The sequence below is a fragment of the Paenibacillus sp. F4 genome (genome assembly GCF_002894905.1).
Classification (GTDB): Bacteria; Bacillota; Bacilli; order Paenibacillales; family Paenibacillaceae; genus Paenibacillus; species Paenibacillus polymyxa_B.
This window is the reverse complement of the sequence record NZ_POVS01000006.1, coordinates 367,834-392,700: the sequence shown is the minus strand read 5'-3', so window position 1 is coordinate 392,700 and position 24,867 is coordinate 367,834. Positions and strand designations below refer to the sequence as shown.

24 protein-coding genes and 1 riboswitch are annotated in these 24,867 nt (G+C 50.0%); of the genes, 1 reads left to right on the top strand and 23 read right to left on the bottom strand.

Translation table 11 applies throughout. The features are described from left to right. Nucleotides 1-153 precede the first annotated feature (153 nt). The 7 genes from C1T21_RS04305 to C1T21_RS04275 form a co-directional block, all read right to left on the bottom strand. On the bottom strand, nt 154-1,602 hold the full coding sequence (locus C1T21_RS04305; RefSeq protein ID WP_103047353.1) for a SulP family inorganic anion transporter: 1,449 nt from the start codon (nt 1,600-1,602) through the stop codon (nt 154-156). A 288-nt stretch (nt 1,603-1,890) separates the two neighbouring features. Beyond that, a complete protein-coding gene (locus C1T21_RS04300; protein ID WP_053326302.1) occupies nt 1,891-2,295 on the bottom strand; it encodes a PIN domain-containing protein in 405 nt (134 codons plus the stop codon). Continuing rightward, nucleotides 2,296-2,535, bottom strand: a complete 240-nt coding sequence (locus C1T21_RS04295; protein WP_016822811.1) for a hypothetical protein — start codon at nt 2,533-2,535, stop codon at nt 2,296-2,298. A 64-nt stretch (nt 2,536-2,599) separates the two neighbouring features. Continuing rightward, entirely contained in the window at nt 2,600-3,172 is a 573-nt protein-coding gene (locus C1T21_RS04290) for a hypothetical protein (RefSeq protein ID WP_103047352.1), read from the bottom strand. Nucleotides 3,173-3,195: 23 nt separating this feature from the next. After that, the gene (locus tag C1T21_RS04285) at nt 3,196-4,866 is read right to left on the bottom strand and encodes an ABC1 kinase family protein (protein WP_103047351.1); all 1,671 of its coding nucleotides are present in this window, start codon (nt 4,864-4,866) and stop codon (nt 3,196-3,198) included. Nucleotide 4,867: 1 nt separating this feature from the next. After that, entirely contained in the window at nt 4,868-5,227 is a 360-nt protein-coding gene (locus tag C1T21_RS04280) for a phasin family protein (RefSeq protein WP_013312404.1), read from the bottom strand. A 102-nt stretch (nt 5,228-5,329) separates the two neighbouring features. Further along, nucleotides 5,330-5,968: a ThuA domain-containing protein gene (locus C1T21_RS04275; RefSeq protein WP_103047350.1), complete on the bottom strand. Its 639-nt coding sequence runs from the start codon at nt 5,966-5,968 to the stop codon at nt 5,330-5,332. A gap of 438 nt (nt 5,969-6,406) precedes the next feature. Here C1T21_RS04275 and C1T21_RS04270 point away from each other — a divergent pair, with 438 nt between their 5' ends. Continuing rightward, nucleotides 6,407-6,856 (top strand): AbrB/MazE/SpoVT family DNA-binding domain-containing protein, encoded by a 450-nt coding sequence (locus tag C1T21_RS04270; RefSeq protein WP_025721620.1) that lies wholly within the window; start codon nt 6,407-6,409, stop codon nt 6,854-6,856. A 134-nt stretch (nt 6,857-6,990) separates the two neighbouring features. On the opposite strand, the gene C1T21_RS04265 is transcribed toward C1T21_RS04270, so the two are convergent. The 16 genes from C1T21_RS04265 to C1T21_RS04190 form a co-directional block, all read right to left on the bottom strand. After that, nucleotides 6,991-8,448: a cobyrinic acid a,c-diamide synthase CobB gene (locus C1T21_RS04265; protein ID WP_103047349.1), complete on the bottom strand. Its 1,458-nt coding sequence runs from the start codon at nt 8,446-8,448 to the stop codon at nt 6,991-6,993. Further along, a complete protein-coding gene (locus tag C1T21_RS04260; protein WP_103047348.1) occupies nt 8,441-9,529 on the bottom strand; it encodes a cobalt-precorrin 5A hydrolase in 1,089 nt (362 codons plus the stop codon). The genes C1T21_RS04265 and C1T21_RS04260 overlap by 8 nt, the downstream gene beginning before the upstream one ends. Next, nucleotides 9,522-10,316 (bottom strand): precorrin-4 C(11)-methyltransferase, encoded by a 795-nt coding sequence (cobM, locus tag C1T21_RS04255; protein WP_103047347.1) that lies wholly within the window; start codon nt 10,314-10,316, stop codon nt 9,522-9,524. Before cobM ends, C1T21_RS04260 begins: the two co-directional genes overlap by 8 nt. Continuing rightward, nucleotides 10,313-11,029, bottom strand: a complete 717-nt coding sequence (gene cobI, locus C1T21_RS04250) for a precorrin-2 C(20)-methyltransferase (RefSeq protein ID WP_023990787.1) — start codon at nt 11,027-11,029, stop codon at nt 10,313-10,315. The genes cobM and cobI overlap by 4 nt, the downstream gene beginning before the upstream one ends. Before the next feature lie 31 nt (nt 11,030-11,060). Further along, nucleotides 11,061-12,317: a precorrin-6y C5,15-methyltransferase (decarboxylating) subunit CbiE gene (gene cbiE / locus C1T21_RS04245; protein WP_103047346.1), complete on the bottom strand. Its 1,257-nt coding sequence runs from the start codon at nt 12,315-12,317 to the stop codon at nt 11,061-11,063. After that, nucleotides 12,310-13,455 (bottom strand): cobalt-precorrin-5B (C(1))-methyltransferase, encoded by a 1,146-nt coding sequence (locus C1T21_RS04240; RefSeq protein ID WP_103047345.1) that lies wholly within the window; start codon nt 13,453-13,455, stop codon nt 12,310-12,312. The genes cbiE and C1T21_RS04240 overlap by 8 nt, the downstream gene beginning before the upstream one ends. 74 nt (nt 13,456-13,529) lie before the next feature. Then, nucleotides 13,530-14,174 (bottom strand): precorrin-8X methylmutase, encoded by a 645-nt coding sequence (locus C1T21_RS04235; RefSeq protein WP_103047344.1) that lies wholly within the window; start codon nt 14,172-14,174, stop codon nt 13,530-13,532. A gap of 396 nt (nt 14,175-14,570) precedes the next feature. After that, entirely contained in the window at nt 14,571-15,335 is a 765-nt protein-coding gene (gene cobK / locus C1T21_RS04230) for a precorrin-6A reductase (protein WP_103047343.1), read from the bottom strand. Beyond that, on the bottom strand, nt 15,332-16,393 hold the full coding sequence (locus tag C1T21_RS04225) for a sirohydrochlorin chelatase (protein ID WP_103047342.1): 1,062 nt from the start codon (nt 16,391-16,393) through the stop codon (nt 15,332-15,334). The genes cobK and C1T21_RS04225 overlap by 4 nt, the downstream gene beginning before the upstream one ends. A 92-nt stretch (nt 16,394-16,485) precedes the next feature. Further along, the gene (cobJ, locus tag C1T21_RS04220; protein ID WP_103047341.1) at nt 16,486-18,282 is read right to left on the bottom strand and encodes a precorrin-3B C(17)-methyltransferase; all 1,797 of its coding nucleotides are present in this window, start codon (nt 18,280-18,282) and stop codon (nt 16,486-16,488) included. Between the two features lie 314 nt (nt 18,283-18,596). Next, a riboswitch (cobalamin riboswitch) is annotated at nt 18,597-18,782 on the bottom strand. Between the two features lie 57 nt (nt 18,783-18,839). Next, nucleotides 18,840-19,394: an LOG family protein gene (locus C1T21_RS04215; RefSeq protein WP_103047340.1), complete on the bottom strand. Its 555-nt coding sequence runs from the start codon at nt 19,392-19,394 to the stop codon at nt 18,840-18,842. A 205-nt stretch (nt 19,395-19,599) separates the two neighbouring features. Then, the gene (locus tag C1T21_RS04210) at nt 19,600-20,451 is read right to left on the bottom strand and encodes a uroporphyrinogen-III synthase (protein ID WP_069080101.1); all 852 of its coding nucleotides are present in this window, start codon (nt 20,449-20,451) and stop codon (nt 19,600-19,602) included. A 101-nt stretch (nt 20,452-20,552) separates the two neighbouring features. Then, nucleotides 20,553-21,707, bottom strand: a complete 1,155-nt coding sequence (locus C1T21_RS04205; RefSeq protein WP_103047339.1) for a GerAB/ArcD/ProY family transporter — start codon at nt 21,705-21,707, stop codon at nt 20,553-20,555. A gap of 43 nt (nt 21,708-21,750) precedes the next feature. Next, on the bottom strand, nt 21,751-21,975 hold the full coding sequence (locus C1T21_RS04200) for a hypothetical protein (RefSeq protein WP_103047338.1): 225 nt from the start codon (nt 21,973-21,975) through the stop codon (nt 21,751-21,753). Then, nucleotides 21,968-23,185, bottom strand: coding sequence for a Ger(x)C family spore germination protein (locus tag C1T21_RS04195; RefSeq protein WP_103047337.1), 1,218 nt, complete (start codon nt 23,183-23,185; stop codon nt 21,968-21,970). The genes C1T21_RS04200 and C1T21_RS04195 overlap by 8 nt, the downstream gene beginning before the upstream one ends. Then, nucleotides 23,185-24,810: a spore germination protein gene (locus C1T21_RS04190; protein WP_103047336.1), complete on the bottom strand. Its 1,626-nt coding sequence runs from the start codon at nt 24,808-24,810 to the stop codon at nt 23,185-23,187. The genes C1T21_RS04195 and C1T21_RS04190 overlap by 1 nt, the downstream gene beginning before the upstream one ends. Nucleotides 24,811-24,867 lie beyond the last annotated feature (57 nt).

Sequence of the window (24,867 nt, the reverse complement as noted above, 5' to 3'; positions counted from 1 at the left end):
TCCTGCCCAATTATTACGTCAATACTTTGATGAAAATTTGTCATATTTATTTATGATTCAGGAAGAAAAGTGTTGTTATATTTCAGAAATAAATAAAAAAAGCTTGAAATGAATAAATTTCATTTCAAGCTTTGATTTATGCTATACGATTCATCACACGAGCGGCTCGGTAACAAGAGGGCCGCCGAGCTTCTCTACAATTAAACGGCTCTCCTCATTTAATCCCCGCAGGGTGATGGATTTGCCGGATTTTGTATACTTTTGCAACACCTTGCCGATGGCAGTAACAGCGGAGTGATCCCAAATATGAGAATGACTGAAGTCCACCACGACACGTTCTGGATCATCCGAGGGTTCGAAATGATCGACAAAATGAGTCGTTGAAGCAAAAAACATCGGACCCCTGACATGGTACACCTTTTCGTCGTTGTTCTCCGTTGCGCTGATGCGAATTTTAGCCATTTTCCAGCCAAAATGCAGGGCACTCAGCAGTACGCCTACGATCACGCCCTTGGACAAATCATGCGTAGCCACCACAATGATCACCGTGACCACCATAATAAACGTGTCCGCCTTGGGTACCTTAGCAATGTTTCGGAGCGATTTCCAGTCTACGGTTCCGATACACACCATGAACATGACTCCTACCAATGCACCCATTGGCACTTCCTTTACAACCCCGCCAAGCACGAGCAGCAGAAAGGCCAAGAATACCCCAGCCGTAAAAGTGGACAAACGCCCTCTTCCACCTGAGCTGACATTAATGACGGATTGTCCGATCATGGCACAACCACCCATACCACCAAAAAAGCCATTTACAAAGTTGGCTATCCCTTGTCCGCGGGCTTCCCGGTTTTTATTGCTTTTCGTTTCGGTCATTTCATCCAGAATACTGGCTGTCAGCAGCGATTCCAGCAGTCCAACCAGTGCCATCGTAAAGGAATACGGCAGCAAAATCCGCAAAGTATGCCACGACCACTCAATTTGCGGCAAATGGAATGAAGGCAGCGAGCTGGTTAGCGTACCGATATCTCCTACCGTTTTCACATTCAATCCAAATACATACGTAATGATCGTCATGATGATGATTGCCGTCAATGGAGCAGGAATGCTTTTCACAAATCTCGGTAAAATATACACAATGAGTAGCGTCCCCGCTACCATCGCGTACATGATCCAATTAGCTCCATGAAAGTGGGTGAGTTGCGCCATAAAGACGAGGATCGCCAGCGCATTCACAAATCCGGTCATAACCGGCTGCGAAATAAAGCTGATAAAGCGACCTATTTTCAAAACACCCAGCAGCACTTGAATGATTCCTGCCAAAATGGTAGCTGCAAACAGATATTCCACGCCATGGTCCTTCACCAGGCCAACGACCAGTACAGCTACGGCCCCGGTCGCTGCCGAGATCATCGCCGGACGTCCACCTGCAAAAGAGATAACAATTGCCATCAAGATGGAGGCGTACAGTCCGACCATGGGATTGACCCCCGCAATGATCGAGAAGGCAATCGCCTCGGGAATTAGTGCTAGCGCCACAGTCATGCCCGCAAGTATATCGGCCCGGATATTACCGAACCATTGTTGTCTAAGATTCATACTGTCTCGTTCCAGCCTCCTATATTTACAGAGAGTAGCGTGTTGACTCGCACCCCGTGTGTTTCGGGCATCCGTCCAGCGGCCAATCGCCAAGGCTCTCCTATCATTCAGCTCGTCTCTCTCAAACGAACCCGGTCCGTTACATTCAGTCCATCATTATAACGTAAGGAATTCGCAGAGACGAATGAGTTAAAAGGCTGTTTACAGAAAGAAATCATCTATTTCCTTGATATATCGCTCAGTATCTTCATCTTATTCGTTTTCTTATAATTAAAATTTTCGCAATTACTAAGATTCTAACCTGCTAAAGTTTATCACCTTAACTTCATACTCAGACTCCGCGAACTGTAAATCTTGATCCGCCGTAACCAGTACCAATTGGTTTATAATAGCTGTCGCAAGAATCAATGCATCTGGGGTCTTGAGCTTTCTTGCAAACTTATCTTTTTGTTCTCTTCTGATACGCCCCGCTTTAACTGCGATCTCTGAATTAACTGCAATAAATTCCCCGCCAAGAAAAGGTATCGAATCTAAGTCAGTATCAGTGGGCAACCCGGCTATAAACTCGGACTGAGTTATAACAGAAAAGAAAATATTTTCTTTATCTTCCTCAGCTTGTCGTATTACTCTATCCAAAGATGAGTCAAGCCTATGAAGGGCAATAGCTGCATTCGTATCAAATAAATACCCCATCTAATCCCAATCCTCTCTGGATTGTTTAACACTCTCTTCGATCTCAAGTAATTGCTCCTTACTTAGGCTGCCTCGGGAATTTAAAACAGCTTGCAACCCTTTCGGTAACGGTGACTCTAAATCAATAACCTCAGTTTCCCCCTGTTTATTTTCTATAGTAACTTTTGATGGTTCAAACCCAATATCACGAAGGAGACTTAGGAGACGTATTCGATGTATATCAGTTAATTTTTTTGCCACTAAAATCACTCCTTAGCAAAAGATTAGTTTGCTGTCATAGCTCATTTGATTCGTTTTCTTATGTTTAAAATTTTCGCAATTCCTGTACAAGCTCCGATAGAGCTTCAGCAATCTCCGAGTCCGCATGGTGCTGGAGTAAGCTTTCAAAGTCAGGCAGTGCTTGCTTCAATAATCGATAACTATAGTCATAATAACTCCAAAAAGCTACCGGATCATAACCGCGTGCTTCTTCCTCTTCCCAATCCAGTTCATCTTCTTCTGGATCGCTATCTGCCGGCCATAGGTATTTTTCGTCCAGCAGCATGGTTAGAGATTCCACAGACTTCTGTGAATCCTCCTGTGCATTTTCCATGTCCAATGCTCCAACAACCGCATGGTACAGTTCCAACTCACTCAGCGTGATATCATCCGAATTTCTCGTATGCATATTACGCAATAAGAAAAGTAACACCCATGGCGTAACCTGCCACAGTGTGCCTTGATGCTCTATCAGATCAGCAATGGCTGCGTACTCCCCGTTGGATATCAATTGTGGCAACTTCGTGCCCCTACCATAAGGAGTAGTCAGGCGGTGCCATGGCACCTCTGCAATTTGGAGATTATTCATTTGGGCAGTATTAATTTTATGTGTATCCATAACTCCACCTTTCTGGTCGGTATCTAGAATCTTCCCGATTTAAAAATGGAATACAGTAAAAAGGCAACCATTAAGAGAGCTACAACAAAGCCGATTTCAATGGCAGGTACATTCCACAGCATGGTCGCCTGATGATTCAGCGATGAACCGATAATCAGTCCGACCATAATAATGCTGAACGCTAATAGCACGATACTGAATGACAGGCGGTTGCTGATCTGATCCAGCCTGCGCAGAAGCATTTCCAGCTCCGGCACAGTAACCTCCAGCTTAAGCTTGCCCTTGTTGATAATCGAGGCCAAATGCCTCGCCTGTCCTGGCAGTTCCATCAGCGTCTCCACCAGCTCAGTCGCACCACCCAGCAGCTTGCCTCGGATACGACGACCGCTGAAGCGTTCCTTCAACAGCTTGTTACCAAAGGGCTCAGCCAAAGCGATAATACTGAGATCAGGGTCCAGATGCTCCACGACCCCCTCCAGTGTCAGCAACGCCTTGCCTAGCAACAGGACGTCCGACGGCAAACCAATCCGATGGCGCTGCGCTGCGCCAAATAGGTCGTTCAAAGCATCACCAATACTGATCTGTGAGAAAGGAACGTCTGAGTAATCTTCGCGTATCTTGTCCAGATCGGCACGCAGCGCATTCAGGTCGGTGTCCGGTTCGACCAGACCCAAACGTTCGATCGACCGAACCATGGCATCGGTATTTTTGCGCATCAGGGCAATAATGAGGGAAGCGAGATGATTCTTCATCTCTTCGCTCAGCCTTCCCGTCATGCCAAAGTCCAAATAAGCGAGACTGCCATTTTTCAAAACGAGTAAATTCCCCGGATGGGGATCGGCATGAAAAAAACCTTCCATAAAAATTTGATGCAGCATGCTGTTCACCAGCCGCTGCGCCAGTTCTTTCAAGTTATATCCACGGCGTAATAGCTCTTCACGACTACCCAAGTGAGTTCCGTCTAGAAACTCCATGGTCAGTATACGGGAAGAGGTATGATCCCAGTATATTTTCGGAATATAAATATGTGGGTCCTGCTCAAATTGGAGCGCAATCTTCTCTGTGTTACGGGCTTCATGGTTGTAATCCAGCTCCTGAATGAGCGATCTCCCCAGCTCCTCTACCATCTGGCGAAGCTGATACCGCTCTACCCACTCCCAGCGCTTGGCTGCCATAGCGGTCAGTTCCCGCAAAATGTCCAAATCTCGCCGAATGATGCGATTAACGCCAGGACGCTGGATTTTAATGGCGACCATTTCGCCGCTGTGCAGCTTGCCCAGATGCACTTGCCCGATCGAAGCAGCGGCCAGCGGAACATCGTCAAAACGAACCAGTATGTCCTCTAATGACGTGTCCAGCTCTTGCTCCAGAATGCCACGCGCCGTTTCAGATGAAAACGGCGGTACCTGATCCTGAAGCTTAACCAGCTCACGGATAATAGGCTCCGGCAACAGGTCAGCACGTGTGCTTGCCAACTGTCCAAGCTTGATGAATGCAGGCCCCAGATCCTCCAGCACAAGTCGAATCCGTTCACCTAGCGTTTTGGACTCGGGAGTTTCTCTCGTCAGCCACTTGCGAGGCAATGACAGCAGCTGGAAAAGTCCCATTTCTTCGACCATATAGCCAAAGCCATGACGCGCCAGCGCCATGGCAATTTCCCGGTAACGACCGGCGTGCTTCATACGAACCGCCATTTTAATCCAGCCGGTTCGCTTCTTCAGCGTCGCTCGAACCCGTAAGCGCCGCCTTTTCTTTTTCCAGCTCCGCTACCTGTTTTTCCAACAATGCCACACGCTGCTCCAAACTTGTAACATCATTTTCGGTAGGTACTTCCAGCTCCTGCAAAATGCGGCTAACCTGTTCGCGGATCACTGTTTTGAATTGTCCCTGTTCCTCTGCCCCTCGTTCGATCAGACGATCGACCAGCGCTTTGGATTCCGAGGGCGCAAGTTCTCCCCGGTTTACAAGATCCTCGACGGCTTTCTCCACCTTTTCTTTGCTGACAACGGTGAGGCCCCACCCCAATGAGATGGCTTTTTTGAACAAATCGCTCATAATATATCCTCCCCTACCTGTGATTACCTATAGTATAACCTGAAAAGGGGAGCCGCATAAAGTTCGCAGCTCCCCTTCCTCAATGAATGGAATGATCTATGTTTAACCCGGAAAGCGTCCAGCCCACTTGGCAGCCTGAAGCAACAGCTTGCGGTATCCCTCGTGTTGGAAGCTTGGCTGATTATGTCCAGGCATCAAATAGACGACCCGACCCAAGCCATAGGACAGTGACCATGCCGCCGGCCACCACTGGCCTTCGTGTTCATATTCCATCAGTAGTGTTTTTTCAGTGAAAGGATCAAAATCAAAACGATACGGCTCCTCTTGCATCTCGAACGGCTCGATTCCTTCCATAATCGGATGATCCGGCTCCGTTACTTTGAAGGAAAGTGGACCCGCAGCCGGGTGTCGCAAGAAACGTGCTCCCATTAACTGTGCAATTTCATACCGTCCTTGCAATGTGATTCCGTTATGCAGCACAAGCAATCCACCCCCGCCGCTAACATAAGACAGCAATCCTGCTGTTTGTTGAGGTGACAGAACCTCCTTGCGGCTATCGCAGTACGAGATACATAGATCAAATGAGGTTAGATTTTCCTTAAGCAGCATTTTACGATTCTCACTGCACTGTACCGACATCCAATCCTGTAAAATATGGCTAATCTCTTCGTCCACCCCTTGCAGCGGGTGAAACTCCGGATACGAATAATCTCCTAACAACAATGCTTTTCTTTTTTCCATGATAAATCCTCCTTGCCTGACTTGTATATAAGGACTTTAAAGGCGGGGCCCGTGTCATTTATTCTTGTTTGTGGGGTCAAAACGCTCAGAAAATTTCGTTTGGCCCTTATCCATTTCCCATAACACCGCCATCATTGTCCGAGCTACGGCATATATAAATAATTCTACAGACGGCCTATTAAATCCTTTAGCAGACGATTATAGCATATATGTTCGCTCGGAATAAACTTATTAAAACTTATTCGAAATTTATAAATCTGAACGATGGCGATTCGGCCTGTTTATGGTATACTCGTAAGAAAAAAAGTGCGTCCATGCTTGATTAACAATGAAGGGCCGCTTTTTGTAAGAATTTATGCTTGCGGTTATAGAATTGATAAGAATTGCCTCAAACCTTATACATTCTATAAATCTTAAAAAACCGGGGAGGTTGCATGAATGAAAAGGACTGGAATGACCCGGCCCTTGGACAGCTTGGGGCGAATTGTGCTTCCTAAAGAGTTGCGCATGACGATGGAGATTGACATCGGCGATCCATTAGAGTTTTTTATTGAAGACCAGACACTCATGCTCCGTAAGTACAAATCAACCAACTGTATATTTTGCGGTGCGGTTGATACCAACACCTACTTTAAAGATCAGTTTATCTGCGATGAATGTGCAGCCTCGATGAAAACGGAAGATTTAGTTCCGGTCACAGCGACTGAAACCCATTCACCCCCACTTAAGCAAAATATGCATATGAAAAAAATTTATCAGCGCACAGACGTTATTTTGGAGAAAATGAGAGAGCTTATGGAAGAACATCCAGCATCTTCACAAAAACAACTCGCCTCCATGCTTGGCGTGAGTCAGGGAAGGATTTCCCAGCTGAAAAAACTCATGTAAGCGAATCACCAAAAAAGTAATGTATACGCTTCCATGCTATGTAAGGTTTAAATCTATTGAAATTTAGAAAAGCCGGACCCTTTAGGGGGCTCGGCTTTTTTCGTTCATATGAAGTAGTGGACTTGTTTGCAAACCTATTGACCGTAAGCCCGACATTGTTCCACCCAGCGTGCTGCCGCCTTGGGAAGAGAAGCTAGATGAATATGCGTATAGGCAGCCAAAAGGTTCCCTTTCGCATAGCCCTCGCTTTGGAGTCCACGCATCCCCTTGGTTTGATAAGCATAGGGGTAGGAGGCGACTGATTCATCATAGTTCATGACAGAATAATGAAATTCATGTCCCCGAATGGTCTCTCCAGCCTCCAGCAGCAAGCAATCCTGCAAAGCGGTTGCTTCCCGGTATCCCAGTGCGGCCCGTTTCTCCTGCATGCGGACGTCCGACGGAATAACCCCGGCCATGTAATAGGCATTACCCATACGATCCGTAAGTGTCCGTGCCAGTACCATATAACCGCCGCATTCGGCGAATACTGGCATATCCCGGCTTACCGCGTTGCGGATATCTTCCAAAAAGCCCTTGTTTGCAGCGATATCTGCGGCAAACTCTTCGGGGAAACCGCCGCCCAGGTATAGGCCGCTTGCCTGCTCAGGTACGCGCTCTCCCGCCAGCGGACTGAAATAGACAATCTCTGCTCCCGCCTGACGCAGCAAATCCATATTTTCCGGGTAGTAAAAATTGAACGCCGCATCTCTGGCGACGGCGATGACGGGGCGTTCCCCAGTATTAGCTTCATGCCCTGCTGATGGAAGCCAATCCGGGGGAAACAACGGTTGTGCGGGCAGAGACAACGGCGGAGCCGAATCCGCCAATGCCCGCAGTGCATCCAGATCCGTACCCGCGCGGATCAGCTCTGCCGCCCGTTGGAATAGCGGCTCCAGCTCGCCGCGTTCCACAGCGGGTACTAAACCCAGATGACGCTCGGGAATATCCAGCCCGTCATCACGCTTTAACCAGCCGAGCACGGGGATGCCGCATTCCTGCTCAATCGCCTTTTTGACGATGCCATAGTGCCCTTGGCTACCGCAGCGATTCACAATTACGCCCACAATGCGCAGCTTGGGCTCCAAGCGCTGAAAGCCGAGCACAATAGCGGCGGCGCTTCGTGCCATACTGCGCACGTCGACCACCAGCAATACAGGGCTGTCCGTCAGCATAGCGATCTCAGCGGTCGAGCCGGTGTTGCTGAGCGGGTCCTTGCCGTCATACAGCCCCATGACGCCTTCAATCACGGAAATATCCGCGCCTTCGGAAGCACGGATAAAGATTTCACGCACCGTATCTGGTGAGGTCATCCATGAATCCAGATTACGGGAAGAAGTCCCGGTCGCGGCAGTATGATAGGTCGGATCAATATAATCCGGTCCGCATTTAAAACCCTGCACTCGCAGGCCGCCGTCGGCGAACGCCTTCATCAGCCCGAGGGTAACAGTCGTTTTGCCTGCGCCGCTGCCTGTGCCAGCAACAACAATACGGCTTCTGCGCGTAGCGGCAGACGGATCAGACTGTACAGCCTGCTTCATGATGTCAGTCATAGGAAACCCGCGCTACAGACAACGTCATATTGCCGCTTTTTTTCTTCTCCAGCAGCCAATGGTCTGCACCAGAAGACAACAAGGCTGAAGGTTCACTGACCCCATATGCACCAGTGTATTTGAAGACAGTTTCCGATGGATTGGGAAGCTGCACCGTATTCAGCTCTGACGGAGTATACGTCACCAGTTCCCAACCGTATTTGGCGCAAAGGGCAAGTAAACCCTCTTCGTCCTTCTTCAAATCAATGGTGGCAATATTCCGTACGCTTTTCACGGACAAACGCAGCTCTTGCAAGGTGTCCAGCACACCCGCTTCCAGCTCCTCTAATGCAGTCCCACGGTTGCAGCCGATGCCGAGCACCAAGCTTTTCGGACGGTACAGCACGCCATTAGAAAGAAGCTGCTCCTCTTCCTCCGGCTCCAATAAACGGTCGCTCACGACCAACGCGGCGTTAAACGGTTCTTGTAATGCTTCTGCCGTCGAAGCATATACCTTGATATGTCCAGGTACAGGCTTGTCATAACGCCACCAGTTCCGTTCGCCCGTCTCTTGTATGAGCGCAACAGGCTCCTCGTTCACAACAGCGGCGCTCACAGGAGTGGCCTTGTCGAAGCTATCGACCACCCAACCCAATTCCCGACCAAACATGTCCACCGGGATCGTGCCCTGCACGTCCGATGCAGTCGTGATTACAGCACGTGCGCCCAGCACAGCCGCTACATGGCGGGTCAATTCATTGGCGCCACCCAAATGGCCAGACAATACGCTAATGACATGCTCGCCACGATCATCAATGACAACTACCGCTGGGTCTACCTTTTTATCCACCAAAATAGGTGCAATCATACGAACCACTGCACCGAGAGATATAAACAAAATAATACCGTTATATTGTTTAAATAAATCCGGCAAAATCAGCTTGACCGAGCCTTCGAACAACTGAATGCCAAGCTCCTGCTCGTCGCCACGCTCAAACTTGGACATATAATACACATCCGTGCCCGGAAAGCTGGCTCCCAAATTGCGCACCATTTCCACTCCATGCTTCGTGATTGCCACAGCGGCAAATGGATTACTCACCGGGCTTCACTCCCTTCCGGTAGCCATGGGTGAATGACTTGTCGTACAGCTTGGAACGATGCGCGTCCTTGTCCACCAGCTCCGGGTCGAGCGCCCAGCCTGCCAAAATCATGGCATGCATCGTTATGCCTGCTGCACGCAAATCGGCGGGTAATTGAGCAAGCGTCGTGCGTACGATCTTTTGATCCGGCCAGGTCGCGCGCTGCACAACCGCTACAGGCGTGTCCTCACTCCAGCCTGCTGCCAAAAACTCAACGACCACTTTCTTTGCCAGCGTTGCGCTGAGGAACAGTGCCACTGTACAGTGATGGGATGCCAAGTCACGCAGCTTTTCCCGATCCGGTACAGGTGTACGGCCTTCGGCACGCGTCAGAATGACCGTCTGCGTCAGGTCAGGCACAGTTAGCTCTGCACCCAGCACCGCCGCAGAAGCAAAGACCGAGCTGACGCCCGGCACGATTTCGTATGATACTCCGCCCTGCTTCAGCAACACCATTTGCTCCAAAATGGCACCGTACACTGCCGGATCGCCTGTATGTACGCGAGCTACACTGCGTCCAGCCTGCACAGCCTCGCTCATAATCTCGACCTGCCGCTCCAGATCCATGCCTGAGCTTTGCAGTACCTGCGCCTCTGGTTTGGCCGTGGCAATTAACTCGTCGTTCACGAGTGAATCCGTGTACAATACCACATCGGCCGTGCGTAGAATCCGGGAGCCTTTGACAGTAATCAGCTCCGGGTCGCCGGGACCTGCTCCTACGATATATACTTTGGGCTCCAACGTCATTTGCTCACCACCATTAAACTCAAATATTCAAGCTCTTGTCCACGCAGCTCACGTGCGTTGCGCCATACCATTTCATAAGGAGAAGTGACCTTGGTAATGACTGATGCACGGTCCCCAAGATGGAGTTCATCCAGCACATCCAAAATCAAATCCAGCACCTTGGCAACCTTGATAAACACGACCGTATCATGATTCTCAATCGCCCGCTTCATCGCTTCCCGATCATCCGTAGCCGGAATAATACCGACCTGCTGATCTCCATCTGCCAAAGGCAACTCCAGCGCTGCCGCCGCTCCCAACACAGACGAAATGCCCGGAATAGATACAATCGGCACCTCAGGATGGAGATCCTTCATGAGCCGTGCCAAATGAATAAAGGTACTGTACAGATTAGGGTCTCCCTCTGTGACAAAGGCTACATCCTTGCCTTGGCTCAGTGCCTCCCAGCAAGCAACCACCGTTTTGTTCCACTCACGCTCCAGTACAACCGGGTCCTTGGTCATTGGAAAAATGAGTCCCAGCATCTCCTTTTCCTCTGGGTTGACGTACAACTCCACGATCTCGTGAGCATACGACTTACCTCCCCGGCGTTTCTTCGGATAAGCCACAACTGCACATTCCTGAATCATGCGATACGCCTTGACTGTAATCAGCTCGGGATCACCCGGCCCCACGCCTACGCCGTAAAGTGTTCCTGTTGCCGCCGTATTCATGTTGTCTCTCTCCCCCTCTTGAATTACCAGCTTACTCCCCTGCTACTTCGTCAGCCACGTCCACCGACGGCTGCCCTGTAATAACATATATCGGATTGAGTCCGTCAAAACGAGTCATATTCAAAATCGGCTTGCTGCGCGCTGTTTGCAATAATGTCACCGAAGTTTCGAGACCTGCTGCTTGCATCGCCTTCATCCCATCATGCAGCGTCTCAATCGTTGCAGCATTCACTACAATTCGTCCATCCTTCCGCAGACGGGAAGCACACAGACGAATCAGTTCGGCCAATTCTCCCCCGCTCCCACCGATAAACACCGCATCCGGGTCTGGCAGATCTTCCAGTCCGGCAGGCGCTTTGGCATGAATAACCGGGAAATCGGTACGGAATTTGATTTTGTTTGCTTCGACATTAGCCAGATCGCCTTCGTTCTTCTCAATGGCAAATACTTGCCCATACTTGGCCAGCCGCGCACATTCCACCGCTACAGAGCCGGAGCCTGCGCCGATATCCCATACGATGCTTCGCTCGGTCAGACGCAGCTCGGACAAGCTGAATACACGTACTTCACGCTTCGTGATCAGCCCTTTTTCCGGCTTGCGCTGGTGAAATTCCGCATCCTCGAAGCCAAATCCCCGACGAATTGCAGGCACGTCTTCACCCTTACGGCGGCGCAGAATAACCACATTCAATGGTTGGAACGTTCCCTGTGCCATCTCTTCCAGCGTATAATGCTGATACGCCTCATCCGGTCCGCCCAAATGCTCGCCGACAAAGGCATCATATTCCGTCATGCCATAATGCAGCAGATAGGCAGCGACTGCGGCGGGATGATTTCGGTCGTCCGTCAGCAGCGCGACCTTGTTCTGTCCGTCGATCCGCTGCGCCAGTCCGGTCATCGGACGGCCGTGTACGCTTTCCAGCACCGCATCCTGCCAGCTTTCACCGAGACGTGCAAACGCCAGCTGAACCGAGCTGAGATGCGGCAAAATATCCAGATGTTCCGCCCCCAGCTTGGCAGACAAATAACCTGCAATTCCAAAAAAAAGCGGATCGCCTGACGCAAGCACGACAATATCCTTGTCCTTGCGCAACCGTCCCAATTCTTCTACCACGGCAGATAAGCCGCTCCTTAATGTTCGTTTTTCCCCTGCGAATGCCTTGAAAAAGGCTAGCTGGCGTTCTCCACCAACCAGCAGGTCGGCACGCTCAATGTGCTCCAGCGTCTCCTGCGACAGACCTGCCGCTCCATTTTCACCGATACCAATGACACGAATCACTCTACTCACCGACTCTCGCCCTCCCCAGCACGTTCCCTTTCATCGTTACCAGTACCATTTCCACGACAATTCCACCACCTGCATGGTCCAGACAATGCTGACATCCATAGGTACACAGCTTTTCAAAAAAGCTCAGCGCATTCGCTTCGGTCATCATATCCGCCACCTGCGTAGCTGTATTTGCCTCTGCCACTGCCGCTGCAAGCGACTCGTCCACACCTGCTTCACGCGCGACCTCAGCCAAAAAGCCAAAGTCCACCGGAGCGCTCTTGGAGTGAACCATCATGACACCTTGAGCTACTTTCGACAGCTTGCCGGGCATACCGACGAGAATAATCTTTTTCATTCCCAGCCGTTTCCCGTGCTTAATGGCAAAGCCGACAAAATCCCCCATCTGAATAAAGGCCTCTTCCGTCAGCTGATCGTACATTTGCATGGCATATTTTTCACTGCTACCACCTGTGGTCAGGACTATTTCCTGGCAGTTCATCGCTTGCGCAACCGATATGGCCTGCACGACACTGGCTTTATAAGCTGACGTGGAAAACGGAACGACCACTCCACGCGTACCTAGTATGGAAATACCGCCAAGAATGCCAAGTCGCCCGTTCAACGTTTTCTTGGCAATTTCTTCACCGTCCGGCACGCTGATGACGACACGGACACCTTTGGCTGATCCGTGCTCTTCAAGCACGCCTGTCACAGCCTCCATAATCATCCGGCGCGGCACCGGATTAATCGCTGCTTCCCCGACAGGCACAGGCAGACCGGGCTTCGTTACCCGCCCCACGCCGATGCCACCGTCCAGCTCAATGCCCGGCTCCTCGCGCCAGCTAACGGACGCGATAATTTTCGCCTGATGCGTGGCATCTGGGTCATCGCCACCGTCCTTGATCGTCGTGCAGGAAGCTTCGTCCGCGTCCAACACAGGCTCGATCAGCTCAAACGCATAATCGAATCCCGCGGGCAGCGATATCACTGCTTCCTTCGGTGGAATACCCGTGATGAGCAGTTGTACCGCTCCTTTGGCCACTGCAGCCGCACAAGCTCCAGTCGTAAAGCCTGACCGCATTGGCTTGTCCGGTGCGGGAGCTTCACCGCTTTTCATCCGTTTGGGCCTGTTGGCGGACGCCGCTTCCTTTTCCATGCCAATTCCTCCTTAACCTCTTCTGCTGATCATGTTCCAATTCATTTCATGATACAGCAAACGGACAACCGCATCTAGCGGACAGCCATTAAGGAGATTGCATTCAATGCTGCTACGACAATTGTACTGCCACCCTTGCGTCCAATATTCGTAATGAATGGAATATCCAGCTTGCGCAGCTCGTCCTTGGATTCTGCTGCCGATACGAAACCGACGGGCATGCCAATCACCAGTCCGGGCTTAGCCGCTCCTTCTTTTACTAGACGGATCAACTCCAGCAACGCTGTCGGCGCATTACCAATGGCATAAATGCCACCTTCGCCCGCTTGAATCGCTTTGCGCATCGAAATAATGGCGCGTGTCGTATTCAGCCTTTTCGCTTCTTCCATGACGTCAGGGTCAGATATGTACACATGCACATCCCCGCCAAATTGACGGATACGATCCTTGCTCAGCCCCGCTTGAATCATTTGTACGTCCGCCACTACCTGCTGTCCTGCGCGAATAGCTGCAACCCCGGCTTCAATCGCTTTCGGATGAAACACCATGCTGCGGCCCAGCTCAAAATCAGCAGATGCATGAATGACACGTTGTACAACGGGATATTGCTCTGCTGTAAAAGGATGCTCACCCAATTCTTCTGTGATCATCTCGAAGCTTTTGCCCTCAATTTCCTGCGGCTGTACCGTTAGCGGTTTAAATTCTGTTTTAAAATCCATCGTATCGACCACTCCCTTATGGAAATTCAGAAAATTAAATTAACTTAGAATGTTAAAGTTACCTATTGTTCCACTACGCAGTCGGATGGTGCTTCCCATCGCCACCGCCCCCGGATTTCTTGAATAAAACCTATGATCAGCGTAGAAATCCGGGGACAAAAGCGACCGCTCCGCTTGCACAGCACCATTCCGGCTACTCCGTTTTTATGTTCATTTTTCAAGTCGTCTTAAGGAAAATGACATTCATGTTAAGGAGTTATAAACACCTCTAAACAAAAACTGATTTTAAGATGACTATATTTTAAATACACGCCAGAGATCGCTCTGGATTTATTGGATTGACTGGGATTGACCAGCTTCATAGAGTCATAGATTTATAACTTAGAGCATGGACTCCTATTCGGCAGTACGCAGTGCGTTGATTACTCCGTCGTAATGATCAAATACAGTTCCAAATTCTACTTCCGGTCTGGAAATCAGAAGTACGTGAATCCCCAGCTCCAATGCAGATTGAACCTTTTCATCCACTGCTCCCGTGCGTCCGCTTTCCTTGGTGACCATCACGGTCGTGCCATAGTGCTTGTACAATGCTTCGTTCATCTCGCGGGAAAAGGGTCCCTGCATGGCAATAATATTCTTTTGCTCCATGCCCAGTTCGCCGCATTTCTCCATATTGTCTAGGCGCGGTAGCATGCGTGCAACCAGACGAATCTCCGGGTCTCCGAGTAAATGCTTGGTGAACGTGCCGAGCGTCTTACTGCCTGTCGTAAGCATGACAGAGCCTTTGAGTTGCTTCGCTTCTAATGCGGCCTCTTCATAGGAAGACACGATGTGGAGCAATGGATGATTGTCATACACCAGTCCCGCCCGCTCGTAGCGAATATAAGGAACTCCGGATTCGCGAGCGGCTGTCATTGCATTCGCATGTGCTTCTTCTGCAAAAGGATGACTGGCATCAACAACCGCCTGTATTCCCTGCTCCCGAATCATTGCACTCATTTCATCGGCTGTCATTCGGCCTGTACGTACGTCCAGCCCTGCTTCGGACAAGCTGGCTGCCGCGCTTTCGGTTACGACCGAGGTCAATACGTTGAAGCCATTGTCACGGATTTGCAGCGCCAATTCCCGAGCATCGCTCGTTCCACATAGCATGAATATCATGAGCCCTTCACCTGCCCGCTTCCATTCACTACAGATGGCATATGTGAATGCTCGTGATGGTGATCATGGTCATCATGGCTGTGAGCATGGACATGCTCATGAGTGTGATCGTGGCTGTGTGTATGGTGATCATGATGATCGTGCTCATGTGCATGATGATGGTGATGATCCTCATGATCGTGATGGTGGTCATGGTCGTGGTCGTGGTGATGATGGTGGTGCTCCTGCGCCTCCAGACGGAACTGGCAATTATCACAATTGGCCGTAACCTTGCCGAACAAGCCTTCCTTAGCTCGCTCCAGCACCAGTTCAATCAGTTGAGGATGGAAACCAAAATATCCTCCCATCTCCACTTGTAATGTAGGGTGAGCCTCGGCAAATTCCTGGGTCATTTCTCCGATGCGCTTAATCAGCACACCCGTGAACAGAAAATAGGGAAGCACGATAATCTTTTTGGCCCCCAGTCGTACACAACGCTCCAATCCATCGGGAAAAGAAGGCTGCGTCACACCGATAAAGCTGCTCTCTACCCACGTATAAGAAAGCTTTTCCCACAGCATACGGGTGATTTTGAAAAAGTCACTGTTCGCATCTGGATCGCTACTTCCGCGTCCTAACACAAGTACCGCCGTTTCTTCGTCGGATACCTCGGCAAATGCCTCTACAGCGCTATTCATTCCCGCTGGAACTGCAACCGGACGGGCCTCTTTCAAGCGGCTTTGCAGAATGCTGACGATTTTCTCGTGAACGCCAATCGGGCGTCCATATACAAATTCCACCTGCGGATACTTTGCTTTTGCCCGATCAATAGCCATCGGAATATCAATTTTGGCATGTACCGCTGCGAACAAGATAATCGGAATGAGAACGACACGCGTCGCCCCTTTCTCCACACATCTTTGCATCCCATCAGCAATGCTGGGACGTGCCAACTCCAAGAAACAGGTTTCCACGCACATATCCGGTACCCGGTCTGCCACTGCCTGTGCAAATTCCAGCAGTTCCTGGTTCCCCTCCGGGTCCCGACTTCCATGTCCAACCAACAATATTGCATCCACTGCTGTTTTTTCCTCCTCTTTAATAGGGATAGCCTGCATGACGCCCTATTTTATATATATGCTTGTATCCAGTTCATCAGGCCTTCAGTCCATTAATCACCACAAACCGCATTCACTTCTACCGTTGCTGGTGCATCTTCATGCCGGAAACCCGCAACGACACCTACACGTTTAAAAAATTTATGAAAACGCTCATTCGGATGCCCTTTTTCCTTATATTCAGCGATGACGTTCTCCACGATGTCAGTAATTTGATCACCCGGAATCCCTTCCGCTACGGGCTGAGCGGCATGAGCATTGCGACCGAATTTTTTGCCACCAAGGAAGAGGTCGTATCCTCCCTTGCGATAGACGATTCCGATATCCTCCAGCACCGCTCCATAGCAGGCCATGCCGCATCCGTTCAAAGCAATGCTCGTTTCCTTGGGTGCCTGTAATCCGCCAAGTACAACCTGTAGATGCTCAGCCACAGGCACAGCGTCATCCTTCTCCATATTGCAGAAGTCGCACGCCTTCACCTTAAACACATCGCCAATCGGCATGACAATGAATCGTTCATCCCGCAGCCGTCCGACCAGTTCCTCGGGGTCTGCACACGGTACGCGCAGCACGATCTGATGATCTGGCGTGTATTCCAGCTCGCCGTCATCACCCGCTACCTCGGCGAGCAGCGCCATCTGGCGAGCGGTGAACTTCTTGTTTCCCACACCCGGGGAAACACCCACCTCAAATAGCGCAGGCTTGCCAAAGCCGCCTGTCGTCATTCCGGACGCGGCCCCCGCTCCGGCCACCGCTGACGTTCCGGCGGTGCTCTCGACGGTAGGCGCATGCTCGCTCCAGCGAGCGTTGGCTGCGTCAGGCAGCTTGCCGCCGACAGCGAGACGGCTTAGTGCCTCTGCCGCCAGAGATGCCGGGGCTGCGCCGGTTTGCACAGCGGTCGTTGCCTGCACGGCAGCTATCGCTTGCGGGCGTGCCTGCGTCGCAACCGCAGCGCCGCTCGCGGAGGGACCAGCGAGCGTAGTCGGGGCTGCACCTGCCTGCGGTCTATCCTCTTGCGCGCCCAGCGACCACGGCTCCGCTTCCGTGCGGAGACGCTGATGTGGCTTGAGCGCTTGCTCGGTCGCATCCAGCGTGTATTTGCGCTGATATCCGCGCGGAGTCACGATCAAGCCGTCATACACCGTCGTCGAGGAATTGCCTATGATTACAGTCGTCAGCATCCCGATGTCATGGTTCAGCATATCTTCCAGCGTCGTTACAATAACTTGCTGACGTTCACGATAAGCACTTTTCACCAACCCTACTGGAGTTTGCGGATCGCGGTAACGCAGCAAAATGGACTGCGTCTCCACAATCTGGCGGGTACGCCGACCACTGCGCGGGTTGTATAATGCAATCACAAAATCGGCCGAAGCCGCTGCTTCTACACGCTTCACAATCGTTTCCCATGGAGTCAGATGATCACTCAGACTGATCGTGCAAGCATCATGCATAACTGGCGCCCCCAACAGTGAAGCACAGGACTGAATAGCTGAGATCCCCGGTACGACTTCTACCTCAACCCCGTCCTCGCGTCGCCAACCTTTCTGCATCAGCACTTCGTACACCAGCCCTGCCATACCATAGACTCCTGCATCTCCACTGGAAATGACAGCTACCTTCTTGCCCATCTCTGCTTGGCGAACCGCCTCCTGCGCACGACTCACTTCCTCTGTCATCCCTGTGCGTACAATCTCTTGTCCGTTCAACAACGGACGGATCAAATCAACGTAGGTATTGTAGCCGATAATGACCTCACTTTCGGCCAGCGCATCCAGCGCCCGTTTTGTGATATGTTCCATATCTCCTGGTCCAAATCCAATCACCAGCAATTTTCCTAATGGGCTCATCGTGCTCCTCCTATTCACCCTTTTCAGGGTAGCTATCCTATCTATTTCAATGATTTATGGACATCCATTCTGTAACTCAAAAAACCCCATCCTGCCCGGATGGGGTTTCTATGTACGTATCTCTCATCAGACGAACAAACAGCGTAAGAAGACACTATTTGTCTTCCTCCAGCCTGCCGTTGTTTTCCACCTGTCTGTTTACGCTTCAAACGCTGCTGCACGTTCATATCCACGCAAACCTCTAACCAACATGGAAAAAGCAACGTGTGCCTGATTTCCTGATTTCGTACACCCATCCTCTCCGCGAAGGTTAACGGTGCATACAGATCAAGGTAGGTCTCCTGGCTTGGCATCAACAGATTCTTTCGTCTTCCCCGTTTTTCACGAGTGACCATTTAAAAAAATCCTCTTCCTTACAGTGGCGGGACCGCTCGGGATTTGCACCCGATTCCCTGTTACCCTTTGCTCAACCGCAAAGGCACCTTGTCTGTCCGCTATTTGATTATGGGTCTTATCATAACCTTGCCTCAATCAGTTGTGCAAGCACGAAAAACGCTTTATTTCAAGTTCTCTGCTTTATTTTTTAACATATGTAGCAATTCGTCCGGGTCGGCAGAGATGCTTAGTAGCGCTGGATGCTCAGACCCAGTAAACCCTTCTTGCACGCTATGACGCACCATTTCTACTAATGGGTCAAAATATCCATTCACATTCAGCAGCCCAATGGGCTTGCGATGAATGCCGATTTGCGCCCAGCACAATACTTCGAATAGCTCCTCGAAGGTTCCCAAACCACCCGGAAGGGCAATAAACGCATCGGCCATCTCGCTCATTGCCGCTTTACGTTCATGCATGCTTGCTACCTCAATAAATTCGGTAACTCCTCGATGAATGATCTCTGCATCAAATAACAGGGTAGGCATAATACCAGTGGCCTGACCGTCACCCGCCAGTATTCCATCCGCCACCTCTCCCATCAGCCCCCTGCTAGAGCCACCATAGATCAGACGGATATGATGGCGAGCCATGGCTTCTCCCAGCTTGCCTGCCGCTTCAACATATACCGATGAATGTCCAGGTCTGGACCCGGCAAATACACAAATAGAATTCATTAACGTCTCAGCTCCTGTCCTAAGTATCATGCATCGAAACTTATTCATTATATTAGCTAAATATTTTCGCTATAACAAAAATCTTTCTCGATGCATGTCCAATAAAAAAAGATAAAGACCTCGCAGGCCCTTATCTTTATTTTACGCTTTATCCAAAAATATAAGTTCATTTTTAGCATACTATATTTATAATTTCTATCTCATTTCAATGACCATTCACGATCTTCAGACCACAGCCATGCACCGAATCGTTATGCTCAAAATATTTGCCCAGCTCCACCATCATCGCGCCCATGCGCTCTTCGGTTGGAAACACGACTCGATCAATCCCTTCTTCCACAATGGACTGTGCAGTCACCTTCCCTACTGATACAGCAATCACATCCTCACGGAAAGCTTCCAGTAAATCCTCGATTCGATTTTGCTCTCTCGCATATTGGGCTAAAAATCGAATTTGCGGACCACTCGTGAACGTAACGGCATCAACATTACGATGGATAACATCCTCCAGTAACGCCTGCAATTTTGCTTCCTCAGGTGGGATATGCTTATAAGGAAGTACCTGGCGGGTCACTGCCCCCTGCTCGTCCAACCACTTTACCAACCGTGGGGCTGGATCGCCATGCAGTTGCAACAATACTTCTTTCCCTTTCAGATCGTATGGGGCGAAAGCTCCTGTCAATCCGATCAAACTTCCGTCCTCGTCTCGTACTGCTGGCGTAAAGCCACGCTTTTTGAGTCCATTGACCGTCTTGTAGCCCCGCGCTGCAATGTTGGAAGATTGTAGAAGCTCCATAATCTGCTCAGCCACGCCCATATCCTCTGCCATATCGAACAGGGCATCCAGCCCCATACCTGTCGTGAAGATGTACCAGTCCGGAGGGTGCTTCACCCACGATACAACAGCGTTGCGCAGCTCGATATCATCCAGAAAAACGGTACCCTGGGCCGGGCGCTGTACTGGCTCACCCCCCATCTTCACAACTAGCAGCGCCATTTCTTCTGCTTTACGGGGACCAGCAAGAGCGACTCTCTTACCTGCCATGCGTTGTGCCATTCTGTTGCCTCCCTTGTAGATGTCGTATTTCTTTCTACCAAGTATACAATCAGAGGGGTAAAAGACAAATAAGAATTACTTTTCCGATGAATACAGTAATCTTATAGGTGGCCGTGTCCTATTCTGCCTTCATGCTGGCTTTCTTTCTGACTACTGCTATCCCGCTCTCCGTTAGATGCCCTATCATCTCCGCCTTTCCCTTTAGATTTGGGTCGGAGCAACATCCATAGCAACAAAGGCATGATAACAAAAAAAATGATCATCACCGCGGTCCACTCCCGGGTGAAATCATAAATTTGCACAATGTTGGAGAACAGCATAAACGAACATACGTAACCTAACAAACCTACGGGCCAAACCATCAGACTCCCCCAGGCTTGGGCAAACATACGCTTTACCGCCAAACTGGTAACGTACAGATCAACCCCAATCTTCGTAAGAAAGGTCGGTACGGTCAGTGCTGCCACGAACAAATCGAACCGATCCAGAAAGTCCGTTAGCTGCAATTGACGCACCAGTTCATACGATGGATAAAACAGCCGTGACAAGATAGGAACACCAATAACCAACTCGGACAGCAGCACCAGGATAATCAGAAAAGCGGTTCCGAGCAAATGCCCAAACCACGCACTACGCCCATTATAGCTCTTCCCAGAAATCACAAAGGGGACTATCATGATATCGGCCATATAACCCAGCATGCGCCAACTCCCCTTGATCACTCCCTCTACTTCTGGATGTAAGTAGGGTCTCAGCATCGAAAAATCCATATTACGCCCAAAAAAAAGCGGCATGGTCAACAGCGTCACAATCAACATCGGCAAAAAAATCTCGGTCATATTCACGATGGTGCTTATTCCGCCTTTAGCCATAAATACCAGAGTCAACAGTACAATAAGAGAAGTGACCACAATCGGAGTCAGTGGCAAAAGCACCACTTCCACCTGATCCGTAATAATCCTCAAATCCCGCGCAAAGATGATCAGGAATAAAATAAGGTAGATTGCAAGCAGCACACGGCCCAGCACAGGGTGAGAGCTCACCATCGCCTGCATCAGATCCTGATCAGGGAACCGGCGTTTGAGTTTCAACATCGCCCAGATCGGCAAGCATAGCACGATAGCCGCAATTATACAGGTCCAGTAAGCATGCTGATTCGCGTGATCCGCTGCCTGCGCCGGAGCATGTATAAGGGTAATACCGACCTCCATCAATACACCAAGCAGCACAATTTGTCTGGTTGTGAACTGTTTCATGCAGGTACATCCTCCTTTTGCCCGCAGGCATCCATTACACGATTTACAACGTAGAGGGGAGCCACATGTCAATGAAAGTGGTAAGCCATGTAGCCACATAAACGGTGCTCTTCGTTGATGTTCCGTAAATCCAGATACCAATGCTAATAACATACATTACGCGGGAGACCCAGCGATTGATGGCTGGTGCATTGTGAATATTTTTACGGTCCATCAGATACATGAAGAGCATAACCAGCACCAAAGGTAACAGAAATACTTTATTCATTCTGGATTTGCTCCTTTTTGACCCCGAATGGTTTGGTGACCGCACCGATATTCTCAATATGCACGACCGGATTTATGGTGACCTTCACCTTGGGATATAGTTGTTCCCATTGGGGTTTGATCCGTTTCCATTCATCCGGGTGACTCGTAATAATAGCCCGGCCCAAACCAAGTACGTCTGAATGATACTTTTGTTGAATCACCTGAACAGCCTCTCCCAGCTCCCTCTTAATTTCCTCAGCTGTCTGCTGCTCCAGCCACTTCAAATTTTCCTCGTTGGAAATATCGAAACTCGTCTCATTTTCCTTCACATTCCCATTGCAGTTCATATGAATGGTCATTCGAATCTCATCCCCTTGAATATGGGGCTTAATTTGGACTTTATTTTCGATGAGGTGTACAGATATGTAACCTTTACCTTTGGGAGGGGGAATAAATATTTCTGTCTCCTTGGCTTGCTCCATACCCAAAAGCAGAAACCGACTGAGGTGGTTATCAATAATTCCTGTTAACCTGTCTTTGCGAAACACAGCCAGTCCATCGACCTGAATATTCGTTTTCTTGTCTTTAAGGTTAGGGGGCCCATTCTTCACCAGAGACATTACTGGTACCACCGGGTCAACGCCTTCCAGCAGGACGGAATTCATCAACAGCTTAACGGAACGAGGTTTTTTCATATAGGAAATATTGAGCTCACGCACCATTTCTGCTGGATATTGCTCTATCGGAGCATCTGCCTGAAGCACTTCCATCGCTGAACCCTTCGTAATAACAACCAGGGACGACAGACGGTTTTGCGGAACACGTGCCAGTACATCCATCATTTTGCTAATCCCTTCTCGTGCCAGCGCCTCGCCGAACAGCAGCACCCTCCGATGGGAGTAATTTAGTGTTCGCGAAACTCCGCGCTGTTCCTCGGTACTTGCTCCTCGAAAGCTTGGACCTGTTTTGGACTCCAGATAGTAGGATTTCGTACCACTGGTACCTCCCCCTCCTCCTGTACTGCCCGAAGATCCGAGTTGTCCGGGTAGAGCGATTTGCATCGTTACCCGGTATTGATCGCCTTCCTTGTCCAGCCCGGTACCCATCACAAAGGCCACATCGTTCACTTCACGGCGATCCCAGCATCCTCCCAAGAGAACAGAGCACAGCAGCAGACAACAGAGCACAGCCGCTTTACGCATTTGTTGTGCATTCGATTTGGGCTTCATCACCACCCCTCCTCGCTTTTAGGCGTTCCATTCATCTTTTCCTTCGCTCGTTTGTTGTTGTCTTTACCAATCCAGGAAGGACGTTTGGTCATTTTCCACCAAGGCGCACGGACGACGATATCCTTTTGATCCATATGGTTGTACGGGCTATATCCGCTCATATAAGGGACACCAAACGATGTTAGCTTGGTTAGATGCGTAGCAATCAGCGTTGTCGCAATAATGATCCCAAACAATCCGAATAGACCCGCCATCAGCATGATGGGAAATCGCAGCAGACGAACCGTGATAGCAAAGTTAAATCGCGGAATAGTAAACGACGCAATACCTGTGAGCGACACAACAATGACTATGGGCGCCGATACGATTCCTGCCTGTACTGCGGACTGCCCAATTACAAGCGCGCCAAGAATACTGACGGCCTGACCGACCGTTTTGGGGAGACGAATCCCTGCTTCCCGTAATGCCTCAAATGAAATCTCCATCATCAATGCTTCCACCAGTGCTGGAAAAGGGATGGATTCACGAGCCGCCGCAATACTCAAGATGAGCGTCGTCGGCAGCATATCATGATGATAGGTCGTCACCGCTACATATAATGCGGGCAGAAAGAGAGCCATTACGAGAAAAAGAAAACGAATCCAGCGCACCATATTACTGATGAAAAAGCGCTCGTAATAATCTTCGCTCGCTTGCATCATCTGCCACATCGTGACTGGCCCAATCAGGGCAAAAGGCGTTCCGTCTACAAAAATGGCAAAACGTCCTTCCAGTAACTGCGCAGTGACGGTATCCGGACGTTCAGTGTATTCCATTTGCGGAAACGGTGAAAACGGATGATCCTCAATCAGTTCCTCAATATATCCCGTCTCCAGAACACCATCAATTTTAATATCGCTGAGCCGTTTTTTTACATCCTCCACCAGCTTCGAATCTATGATCCCTTCAATATAGGTAAGAACGACGCTCGTTTGAGTTTCTGTTCCGATGGTCATGCTGTACATCTTGAGCTTGGAGGTCTTCAGCTTGAAGCGTAACAGTGCCGTATTAACGCGAAGAGTCTCAGTGAAGCCCTCACGCGGTCCGCGAATAACCGCTTCTGTCTGTGGCTCCTCTACGCCACGGCGAACGCCCCCCTTGGCGCTAAAAATATACGCACGAGGCGTGCCATCTACGAACAAGGCGGCATTGCCGTCCAGTATCGCTGCCGATACCATCTTCCATTCGTCCATCGTTTTGGTCTGGGACATGGAGATACGAGTTTCATCCAGCGGCTCCAATTTGCCGTTCACTTCAGGGTCCTTGAGCATCATGCCCAGAATGACAGGCCGCAGGATATGATCCTGCAAATCCTCCGATTTTACCGTACCTTCAAAATAAGCCAACAACCCTTTGCGTTCAGGGGAAATCATGAGCTCTCGATAGACGATATCAGAGCAATCCTTGAAAATATCACGCAAAGCAATCATATTGTCTTCCACACTGCTACGTAGCGGCTGTTCCAGCCACGAAGACTCAGGCAGTCCTTTAGGCACATTGGAATTTCGTGTCTTACGGTCTGCGGCTGGAATCGCTCTCCGGCTCCACGGTGGCTTCGGCAACTTGGGAAAGCGCCCTTTCTTCATCGTTATTCCCCCTTTACGAATGAGCCGAACAGATAATATGACATATAGGATGTACCA